Source organism: Paenibacillus sp. LHD-38 (genome assembly GCF_031157315.1).
Taxonomy (GTDB): domain Bacteria; phylum Bacillota; class Bacilli; order Paenibacillales; family Paenibacillaceae; genus Pristimantibacillus.
Genome location: NZ_JAVIFU010000011.1, coordinates 83091 through 94899, shown reverse-complemented (window position 1 = coordinate 94899; position 11809 = coordinate 83091). Strand labels below are relative to the sequence as shown.

General features: G+C 49.0%; 3 protein-coding genes. All 3 read right to left on the bottom strand.

The features are described 5' to 3' along the window. Positions 1–52: 52 nt before the first annotated feature. The 3 genes from RCO25_RS11690 to RCO25_RS11680 all read right to left on the bottom strand — a co-directional run bounded on the left by RCO25_RS11690 (position 53) and on the right by RCO25_RS11680 (position 11808). Positions 53–2758 (bottom strand): cohesin domain-containing protein, encoded by a 2706-nt coding sequence (locus tag RCO25_RS11690; RefSeq protein ID WP_308996321.1) that lies wholly within the window; start codon positions 2756–2758, stop codon positions 53–55. A 104-nt stretch (positions 2759–2862) separates the two neighbouring features. Then, a complete protein-coding gene (locus tag RCO25_RS11685) occupies positions 2863–7749 on the bottom strand; it encodes a discoidin domain-containing protein (RefSeq protein WP_308996320.1) in 4887 nt (1628 codons plus the stop codon). Positions 7750–7854: 105 nt separating this feature from the next. Further along, positions 7855–11808: a family 20 glycosylhydrolase gene (locus RCO25_RS11680; protein ID WP_308996319.1), complete on the bottom strand. Its 3954-nt coding sequence runs from the start codon at positions 11806–11808 to the stop codon at positions 7855–7857. Position 11809: the final 1 nt, after the last annotated feature.

Below are 11809 nucleotides of genomic sequence, written 5' to 3'. Positions count from 1 at the left end.
TAGGGAGAGGGGAAAAACTGCTCTGCGCAGCATTCCCCCCTATTTCAATCCATTACGTTAAAATTTTTGTAGCAATAAATGCGAGATCCGCGATATCAATCTTATTGTCGCCGTTCACATCTGCTGCTTTAGCTTTCGCCCAATCCGGGCTTGTCGAGTCCTTGCCATAATGAGCGGCTGCGATGGCGAGATCGCCGATGCTGACTTTGCCGTCTTGGTTGATATCGCCTGGTATTCCTTGTTCAGCAGCTGTCACTTCAACGCTGTGCGCGGAAAGCGCCGCTTCCAATTCGGTGCCGCTGCCGTCGCCAAGAGTTGCCTTCACTACCTCTATATTTCCTGTAAGCGTTTTCTCAATATTCCTCGCCTTAAAACCCAGCTCTACCACTTGCGCAGCCCCATTGATTGCATGCTCTTGACCTCTACTAGCAAGAATGAGTCGAATCTTCCCCGGCGTTGCCGCTGCGCTTTCAAGAACCTGAACGCCATCGATCAATGAATGAGCATCCACGAATTCCATGACTTGTGCATCAAAGCTTAACGTAATGTCCTGAGCATACACATTTTGAATAGCGCCGCTTAGACCTAGCCGGACCTTGAACGGTTCTCCGGCTGGAACATTGACCGCTCCCGTTAGCTCCGTCTTCGCATTCTCGCTTTCCGTTTCGACTGCTTCTCCGAATAGTTTGAAGTCCCAGAAACTTGCTTTGGTGCTAACGTTAGGAAGCCCTGTCACTGAAATTTTCACATAACGCCCCACGCTGCTGACATCATCCTTCAGCACGGCTCCAGCTTCCGTATTGTTCATGCGATCAACGGCAATATCCCATTTTTCGCTGCCCTCAACCCGCACTTCAATTTTGTATTTGTATACTTGATCGCTTTTTTCAAAAGAAATCGATGAGGACTTCATCAAATGTCTGCTCCCCAAATCGACCGTCCATTCATGGTCTGGATTTACGTCTAATGCAGTCCATTTCGTTGCCATGCTGCCGTCATTGCCGTTTGATGTAGGAAAGTCCGGTCCCTCGCTGTCGGAGGATGCTGGTTTCCCGCCTGCTATCTCGTGTGCAATAGGCTGCGCAGTCACTTCGATTTTGTCAAAATCAGGAGAGTAGGAGCCTGCGCTGGTGTTGCTGAACCTGATCGTATTCATGCCTTCGTTTAAATCCACGTTAATCACACTTGTGCGAACACTGCTCCAACCTCCCGATGCGGTCATGGACAGATTTGAAAAATGAATGCCGTTCACATATAATTCTGTGCTTCTGGCATCACCGCTAACGTAACTAATCGTTACCTGATAGGAACCTGCTGCCGGAGCAGCAATGTTGTTGAATTGAAGTGAGTTTGCAGTGCCGTTTCCTACATAACCAACGACTGAACCGCCTGAAGCTTCAGGCACGGCGCGCAGTTTAACCGCTCCGCTTAGCGTATTTCCGCTAGCTTCAGCTTCATATTTTACTATCGCCTGCTCTTCCGGCTGTTTAGGATTGTAGGTTCCGCTCACTTTCAGCATGACGCTTCCATGCGCGGGAACGGTGTCGGAGTAGCTGTAGGCAAAATTGCCCTTATCTTTGTGCTTCCATAGATCACGTACCGAGAACGTGTTCAGCAAGCCCATCTGGTCGGCGTTAACCGTCATCTTCACCGGAGCATTAGAGCGATTAAGCAGAACAACGGCTCTTTCGCCGCTCGTTTTGCTTCCCAATGGCTTGGCGTATACTTGCAGGCCTGGCGTTGATTCATCTACCCTCTTGCCTTGAATGCCAGCCGGATCTTGGTTTACAGCTATCACTTCAGCGTTTTTGACAATAGATGCAAATTGGCTGCTGTAAGAGCTCGGGTCATCCAAAGTCGTTACATCCAAGCCGAGCATAAGCGGAGAGGCTAGCACCGACCACATGCTGAAGTTGGATACAGATTCATCGAAGCTCAAGCTTCTTCGCCCAACCTTATCTGAGATAACGCCAACCTCCAAGCTGTCAGGATCATTAAAATGGCCAGGCCCTGCAACATCGGCATGCGGAACGGTCTGATCGATTTCATAGAGCACGCCGTCCCAATAATCGCCTTGATTGTCGATATCGTATCCGACTCTCCATGTATGGCCGATTGCCGGAGCCCAGTTCCAAGGCTGCTGTTGTCCCCACTCGCAAATATTAAGAAGGATATCCCGCTTCGGGTTCGCATTTTTCAATGCTTCGGCGAATTGCTCATATTGAGTCTTGAAGTCTAGACCTTGTGCATTGGCTCCGCAAGCATCTACTTTGACATAATCAAACCCCCATTCCGCAAATTGATTTACATCTTGCTGGTAATAACCGTAACTGCCAGTTTGACCTCCGCAGCCTATATTACCGATATCCGTGTAAATCCCAATCTTGAGCCCTTTACTGTGAACATAATCGGCAAGCTCCTTCATCCCATTAGGAAATCTGGCAAGGTTGGGCTGCAAGGGCCCGTTGCCGTTCCTTTTGCCTTGCCAGCCATCATCGATATTGATATATTCGTAACCCAAATCTCGTAAACCGCTGCTAGCCATGCTGTCGGCTACATCCCGAATCAGCTTGTCGCTCACATTGAAACGTACCGCATTCCAAGTGCTGTATCCCATCGGCGGTGTAGCAGCTAGGTGGTCATTTGGCTTATGCGATGCAGATGCCTTTAGCGGAGCGATGCCGGTAAGGCATGTCGTTACGAGCAAGACCGCGCTTACTATAGCCATAAAATATCTTTTTGTTCGTACAGCTTTCATCTTAATTGCCTCCAAATGCTCGTTATTTGGTCAGCCGCTTCCGCAGCGGCGGAAGCGGCCAACCGGCCAATAAATGAATTTATATGAGGCTTACAGCTCAATACCTAACCAATCATCTTTTTGGCAACTTCCGCTAGATCGATGATGTCGATAATACCGTTTTTATCAAGGTCCATATGCTTGATTTGTGCCCAATCCGAGCTTTCCTTACCTTTGCCGTAATGAACAGCGATAAGTGCCAAATCTCCGATGCTAATTTTTCCGTCGTTGTTCGTATCGCCAGGAATTCCTGCTTCAACAGGGATGACCTCTACGCTCATAGAAGAAGATTTCAGTTTCGTCTCCATTCCATTCTCATCGGCGAGTGTAGCGTCCGTTACAGTCATTGTTCCAGTCACCGCTTCCTCGCTGTCCTTCGCTTTGAAGCTCAGTTCCAGCACCTGCACATCTCCAGTCAGTGCGTTGGCTTCACCTGCGCTTGCAATAATAAAACGAATCTTGCCCGGAGAAACCGTCGTCGTTTCAATAAGCTTCACGCCATCAATTAACGACTTAGCTGAAATAAACGCCATAACAGATGAATCAAAATCGATAACAATATCTTGCGCATAAGCCTTGTTTAAAACATTTTTTATTGCGAACTGAACAACAAACGGCTCTCCGCTCTGTACACTTGCCTTGCCGGACAGTTCAGTTTGCGGCTCTGCGGAAGCTTGCTCTACTTGAAACACGGTTAATTCCGCCGCCGAAGCAAACTCGCCAATGCCCTGAATCGCTTCCAGCTTCACAAAAGCAGCCTCGATCGGTTTGAAATTAGCTTCCTTCAACAAGTTGTTTTTGAGCCATGTACCGCTCGTTACCTTCGTATACGTCACGCCATCGATGCTTGTGTACACGTTGTAGCCGGTAATGGTTCCATTGCCGGAATCAGGCCTTGGCAAGTAACCGAGCTTACTAATTTTGAACGTTCCGCCCAAATTCACAACAATCGACTGCGGCAGCGGATCAACGTTGAACCACTTCGTATGCCAATGCGTATCCGGATCTCCGTCAAGCGCATACTTCGGATCATTGGTACCTGTTTGCGTGCTTGTTGCCGAAGCGCTCATCTGGCTTTGCGGAATTTCAACTAGATTCTGCTGACCAGTTACAGTGACTTCACTCGTTGCCGAGAAGCCTCCGTCTACAGTCGTCACGGTAATCGTCGCTGATCCCGCGCCCATCGGCGTAACCTTGCCTTTGTTGTCAACAGCAGCCACACCTGGGTTACTGCTTACCCACGTTACCGCTTTGTTCGCTGCTCCTTCAGGCTCTACGCTAGCGATCAGCGTGACCGGCTCATCGAGCACATTCAGCGCCAGAGTCTCTCGATCGAGCGTTACGCCAGTAGTCTTCTGATCCCCGTTTAATGGCATACCGAATAATTTAAACTCGGAGAAGCTAGCTTTCGTACTCGCATCCGGCAGACCCGTAATCGTTATTCTCGCGTATCTGCCTTGGCTGCCGAAGTTATCCTTCAGCACAGCCCCAATGGTTGTGTTGCTTGAACGGTCAACGACCGTAATCCAATTTGCACTTCCGGCTTCTCTCACTTCAATCTTGTATTTATAAAGCTTATCGCTATGCTCGAAGGAAACCTCCGAGGATTGAATCGCGTACATGCCGCCTAAATCAACGGTCCAAGTATGGTTAGCTGACGCATCGTTTGCAGACCATCTGGTGTCCAAATTTCCATCATTTCCAGCGGCTGCCGGGAATGCTGGGTCCTCGCTGTCGGCAGCTGCAGCTTTACCTTCTGAAATGAGCTCGATTCCAGGCGCCTCCTTCGGCGCTTCATAAACATCAAGCTCAGTAGCGGATACGAAGCCGCCTACTGCAGCTACTGCTTCCAGCTTCACATATCGGGCAGAAACGGCATCAAAAGAAACATATTTTTTCAAATTGTTTCTAATCCACGTTCCACTGGATATGTTCGTATACGTTTGGCCGTCTGTGCTGACATATAAGTTGTAAGAGGTAATCGTTCCGTTTGCAGCGTCCTTGCGCGGCGTATAACGGAACTGACTGATCTCATAAGCCTTGCCAAGATCAACAATGATCGCTTGCGGCAATTTATCCGACCCGTCCCATTTCGTATGCCACACGGTATTCGCATCGCCATCGATTGCTTTGGAAGCCTCGCTTCCAGGCTGGAAGCTTATTGCTGAGGCGCTCATCCCTTTTTTCGCAATCGGCGTGGGCGCAGGCTTCAGCAGATCCCGGTACACATTGATCTCCGCCGCAGAAGCAAAGTTCCCTACTCCCGCAGTCGCTTCCAATTTCACATAAAGGGCTTTAACGGTATCAAAGGTATCGACCTTCTCCACTTTATCGGCCTTCCATTGTCCGCTGCTCACTAGCGTGAAATTCGTTCCGTCCAAGCTGACGTACACGTTGTAGTCGGTGATGATCCCGTCTGTGCCGCCGTATTGCCTTGGCAGGTATTTGATCTTATTTACAAATTGTTTGAATCCTAAGTTCAGCGTCACCGACTGCGGCAATTGCGCGCTGCCATTCAGGGCAGTGCTCCAGATCGATTCGAAATTGCCGTCAAGCACGTTGGATGCAGGAGCAGAAGCATCCGCATTCGTTGCCGTTGCAATCATATCGTCCTGCGGAATTTTGCTCGGATCCGTATCTGTCGTAGGCAATTCAATAGCAACCGCATCAACAAGAGGTGTCGTATCAGCCGTGAAGCCGGACACCTTCAATTCGAAGCCTTGGTTAGTAGGCAAATCCGATGTTTTAACAAAAAGAATGCCTCCTTTGTCCTGCGCATCGTAATACCAGCCGCTTGCTGAAGCATCCCAAACAGACTTCGTCGCAAGCTCCGAAGAGCTGGATGCATCAACAGAAACGGCAGTCGGCTTATTGGGCATGTGTATCATAAATTGATTCGTACGCGAAGCAAGCTTACCTTTATAATCACCTATGCTTGCACCAACCTGAACGACAAGATCTCCTGTCCCTTGCTCAGGCGCTATCGAGGTAATCAGCGTTTTAGCAAACTTCCCATTGCGATGTTCTTTAGTCACGCCGTCATCCTCATACATTTCAAAGCTTGACGTTTGATATGGATAAATATCGTACGTAATCGGATTCGGCAGAACTTGACCATCATAAAGCGACTCTGGGTACATCGGAATGATCGCTCCGCCCTTTACTAGAAGCGGCAGACGACCAAGCGGCGCCTCATATTCATCCAGCATTTTGGAGCCGTAATGCGCTTCTCCCGTCCAATAATCCGTCCATTTGCCTTTTGGTAAATAAATGCCGTTTCTGCTTGAGGTATCTGAGTATACAGGCGCTACCAGCAAGGAACCGCCGGACATAAATTGATATTGCGTGAGCAGTCCCTTCGTATTCGGATCGTTAGGATATTCATAAACCATTCCTCTAACCATTGGCGCCCCTGATTCATAGGCTTCATTTAGATAGGTGTAGAAATAAGGAGTCAGCCGTTCTCTTAATTTCAAAATATCCCGATTGTAGCTCGTATAAGGCTCGCCCCAAACCCAAGGCTGTTTGTCCTTCGAAGCCCAGCCGGACATGCTCATCAGAATCGGCGTGAACGCCTTCCACTGCAAGTCCCGCACATACGTTTTGGCGCTTCCGCCAAATATGCCATCCACATCACCTGTCGCATAAGGGATGCCAGAGAGCCCAGCACCGATCAACGTCGGAATGTGGAACCGGATATATTCCCAATCCCCCGACTGATCGCCCGACCAAACGGTGGAATACCGCTGTGTCCCCGCCCAGCCCCCGACGGACCAGACATAACCCCGCGCATCCGAATTATTTTCAATGCCCTGGAACGCTTGCTTCGTTCCGTTTAAGGCGAAGTCATAGCCTGGTCCGACCCAAGCGACATCAAGCTTGGCGAGCCTTGTTCCGTCCACGCCGACCTCCTGCGCAATGTTGGCAACGCCGTTTTGCGTCCAAAGCCCTGTATGAAAGCCTAACTTCTCCAGCTCATCTACCGTTTTGCCTAGATCGGTGTAGCCGCAGCCATAACCGTCATTCGGCAAAATCCACGCGCCCGGCATATCATGATCCCGATACGCTTTGGCAACTTTGTCTACGACGTCAATCGTCGTCCCGGGAGCTCGGTTATAACAGTTCGCATCTCCAAAGCCCATTCCCCATCTTGGAATCAAGCTAGGCTTGCCCGTCAGATCGGTATAGCCATTCAAAATGTCTTTCATCGTGTCACCGTAAAAATAATAAGCATCAAAGTTTTTTTCATTATGAGTCAAAGAAACGATGCTATCGAAATCATAGGCCCCCGTCTGGAACGTATGGCGCAGCACGCCATAACCAGCAGTACTGATGTAAAAAGGGGACGGGTTCGACACGGTGCCGCTTCCCCAGTTGCCGTATTTATTTGCGATGTCAATTTTTTGGCCTCGGTGCGAGAAAAAACCGTTTTGCATCCCGCCGCCATAAAAATATTCATCATCGCCCCGAACGAGCTTCTGCGTCGTCGATGAATCATTGTAGGTTAATCCGCTCGCTTCCTCCCATACAAGCGTTGTATTATCCTTTTTATACATGGCGAACTTTAGAGAGCTTTTGTTCGCGCGCAGCACAAATTTGTTAGTCTCCATCTTGTAATAAGCGCCCTCATCGGACCACGAAACCGTAACTGCCCCAAAGTCTTCCTTAATGACAATAGGCTCAGCAGGCTTAGCTGACGTTTTCCCTTTCAATTCGGTAAACTGGCCTCCGGCTCCGAGCCATATGCGTACCATATCGTCCTTCAAGAAAATAACTTTGACCTTATCGCTGCCAGCGGTTATCGTAAACGTTTTATCATCCGTTTTTTCAAAACTTGTGATCTTTCCAACAGCGGCAGCATTGACGGCATGAGGATTAAACAATAAGAGCGTTGCCGCCAGCATGACTACAAAAACAAACGCAAACCCCCAGCGATATTTGAAAATGGTCACTTAATCTCCCCCGTACGGTTAGTGGACAGACAAGGTACAGCGTGCAGCATGCGCCACATTAAGCACCTTGCCATGTCATTTTCCATTGGTTATTGGTTGCTTGATCTATTCCAATATTTTTTTCGCAATAAACGCAAGATCGTTAATGTCGATCATGCCGTCATTGTTCATATCTGCCCGCTTCGCTTGCTCCCAATCCGAATCAGCCGGCGTTTTTCCATAGTTCGCCGCAACGATAGCAAGGTCGCCTATGCTGACTTTGTTATCACCGTTCAAGTCTCCCGGAAGTCCTGGAAGCTCATTCTCGAAGTTAACCTCAGCTGTGGATGAACCTGCCTTAAATTCCTCTCCGCTGCCAGTGCCAATCAAAGCGTCCGACACGATTATGGTCCCCTTTAGAGGCTGTTCGAGCTTCTTCGCCGTAAAGGTAAGCTCCGCAATTACCGAATCTCCGGCTATTCCATGCTCTCCCCCTTGGCTGGCCAAGAGCAGCCGGACGGAGCCCTCTCCCTTCTTCACCTCCAGAAGCGCAACGCCATCGATCAACGATTCAGCCGACGCAAAGTCCATTAGGCTGGCATCATACTGGATCGTAATGTCCTGTGCATAAACTGACTCGGTTACACTTTGAAGACCGAAGCTGACTTTGAACGGCTCACCGTACGTTACCTTGCTTGGAGCCGTGATTGTTGTAGATAAAGCTTCTGTATTTGCAGGTATTACCGTCACTTTGCTGACAGCTGTAAACCCGCCTGATTCGGTCGTGACCGTTATATCGGCACTGCCCGCTCCAATCGCCGTTACGATTGCCTTGCCATTTGCGACAACGACCTTAGCCACAGCCTCATCGCTGCTCGCCCATGTTGTTTTTTTGTTCGTTGCGCTTCCTGGCAGCACTGTGGCAACAAGCTCCGCCGTTTCCCCTTTTTTCAATTGAATGGACGGTTTATCCACTTTAACGCCCGTTACCAGCACTTCAGCAACATTATTGTTAAATTGGAAATCGTCAAAAGCAGCAATCGTTGAACCGAATACCCGCGCACCCATTTTGCCCTCTTCAATTGGAAGATTAGGCAAAGCGCCTTCAAAGTATGTCGTTCCATTTACCATTAGCGTTATAAACGATCCCTCGAATTTGACCTTTACCGTTGCCGTTTCGCCCTTTCGCAGCATTGCGCCTTGCTCGGAGGTCATCGCTCCATAGCTGTCCTGCGCGTTTACCCAGTACCAGCCGCGCTGGTCAAAGCCAACTGAAGCCCACGATCCTTCATTCGCATACCGGAAAATAATACCCGCACGAATTACATCGCTCTGCGGAGTCACTTTAAATTCGATCTCGCCGTTTTTAATCGCTGGAGAATTTCCATCCACAAACACGTTGCTAATGTTATTAGCAGTAAGCTTCAATGCATGCTGGCCTGCATTCCCCGGATCATCCACGAGGGCCATGCTGCCGCCTCCAGCCCCAATCGCATGATTCCAGCCTTCCAGTGTATTCGCTTCGAAATTTTGCTTATAGCGCACTGGGATCGGGACCGGAACAGGATCATTCGGATTCGCTGGATAAACCTCGAATTCATATAAGGAATAGCCGTATTGCCCTATGCGCTTCGTACCCTGCATACGTACATATTGCGCGCTTTCCGTTGGAAATTTAACGATTTCCACGCCGCCAAGGCCCGCGCTGGTGGAATAAACATCACGCCAGGAAAGAGCATCATCCGAAACTTGAATCTTATATCCCTTGGCATTGGCATTCTCCCATTTCAGAATGACCTTGCCAATATCGATGGATTGACCCAAATCCACATAAATCCATTCATTGTCCGTATATTTCGATGACCAGCGTGAAGCGCTGGATTCAATCTCATCGAAGGCTAGACCCGGTTGGAAAGCGCTGACTTCAACGGAAGAAGCGGTTGCCGTTTTATGTGCTGCTGCATTGACAGTCCAAGGCGGCGAGCCTGCTGCTTCACCAATCTCCTTGCCAGACAGCGCACGGTCATAAAGCTTGAATTCATCCAAAGCTCCCAGGAAGGAATTTGTCTTGCTTCCGATGGAAGCCGAAGGGAGCAGCGTCGTTTCGGTTAAGGTGCTTTTAAGCTCCCCATCAATGAACAAGGAGGTTCCGAGCAAATCTCCACGGAAAGCGACATGCACCCACCGTCCTGTCGGAATGGCGGAATTGAAGGTAAAATCAAAACCCTCGCGCGAGAATCCGGCGTTAACGCTGCCCTTTTGTTTCAGCTTAAGCATGCCGTATTCTGATTTCAGAAAAATCGCTTCCTCCGATTGCGATTGGTCATCGAGCTTAACCCAAGCCGCTGCCGTCCAAGGAAAGCCTTTTACCGTCAAACCTGTCTCAATCCGATCTGTCTTGCCATCAAAAATAACCGCTTTGCCTATCTTCCCTTCATTCGTCCAATCCGCGTCCTTTAGCGTACCGTTGTATGAATTGCCGGATTGATCCGCTGTCGATGTTGCATTCCCTTCGTCAAAAGAATAATGAACGACTGTTTCTCCAACCGAATCTACCTCATGCAGAAGATCGTTTCCTGGCCCAATGCCAAGCAGATCGCTAAGCTGCTTGAACTCGCTAAAGGTGGAGTCGCTCGATTGTCCTCTCCACATTTTTTCCGCCATCACAGGCATAGCATGCTTGACGCGATCATGGACATCAGCCGCGCTTACCATCTTGCCAAGCTTATCGTTCCATACCGCGAACATGCCGCCAAGCAGATTGGGGTCCCCGTCTTGCAAACGGAGATTGCTGCCGAAATAGGTAGGCTCCCAATTGTTGTAGAGCCAATTCGTATCCAAGTAATCACGGTAATAGCCCGCCTTTGGCACCATGTACAGGTAGCCATCTACGGTATTAATGACTTTATAGCCCTGTGCGGACGAATCGACTGGATTTTGCCAGCCATTGTTCCAGATATGCGTAATAATGTCCTTGTCAACCGGCGTCGTTCCTGTGAATAGCGATAAGCTGCCCCACATTCTGGATACTTTCCCTTTGCTTTTTAAATACGCGTTCATTTGATTAAGATATTGCCTGTAATACTCGAAGGTCGTTCTATCATTTCGATCAAACTCGTCGGCGCCAAAATGAATCTCTTTGCTGTCAAACCATTGATTATCCAAATATTCGTCCATGACCTCTTTGACAAATTCGATCGTTTCCGGACGAGTAATATCCAAATGATCGACAGGCAGATTATCTTTCACGAGATCTGGCCTAACTTTCGTCAGCGCCAGCGCATGGCTAGGCGATTCAAATTCAGGCGTAATGTTGAGCCCGCGAACGCCGGCTAGATCTTGAAGCTCACGAAATTCCTGCTTCGTATAGTGCCCATCCTTAGCCGTCAATTCGGGGTACTTGGTGTTCACCAAGCGAAAGGCAGAATATTTATTCCAGTTCAGCCTGCTCGTATCCGAGAAGATCTCATTGTCATTGAGATGCAGCTGGAAATCGTTCAGCTTGTAATAGGACATCATCTTTACATATTCCTTGAGATCGCTCATCGGGAAAAATTTACGTGCTACGTCCAGCATGAAGCCGCGTTCTTGGTATTTAGGAAAGTCCTTGGCGATCCCTTTCACGATGCTCGACTTCAAAGAATCCTGCTCCAAAATTTGCAGCGCTGTTCTCGTTCCGTAAAAAACGCCCTTCGTCGTATTCGCTTTTATTTTCACGTAATCGCCAACCTCAAACGTATAACCTTCATCGCCAATCGCGTTATCTCTTGTGCTGTTTACCCCAAGAACGAAGTCACTCGTTAAGGCTGGCTGACCGCTTGCAATCGGAATATCCTTACCCGTTATTTCTTTCAGATCGTCTTGGAACACTTCCGCTACCGATGTTAAATCATTGGTCGCTAGAACAATGCGCGAGTTATTTGTCAGCGTGAAGGAGCCGCTTCCGCCCGTCCACTCCTGTAAGCTTGGTATGACCTTCGGCTTAGCATTGACGGCAGCTTCTGCCGCACCAGCTGACTGTAGAGGTATGGAACAAAATATCATGCTGGCTATGCCGATGATACTCATCCACTTTTTCATT

Bases quoted from the DNA above. Each gene is read 5' to 3' on its own strand.
- RCO25_RS11690 (WP_308996321.1), bottom strand. From the start codon at position 2,758: ATGAAAGCTGTACGAACAAAAAGATATTTTATGGCTATAGTAAGCGCG.
- RCO25_RS11680 (WP_308996319.1), bottom strand. From the start codon at position 11,808: ATGAAAAAGTGGATGAGTATCATCGGCATAGCCAGCATGATATTTTGT.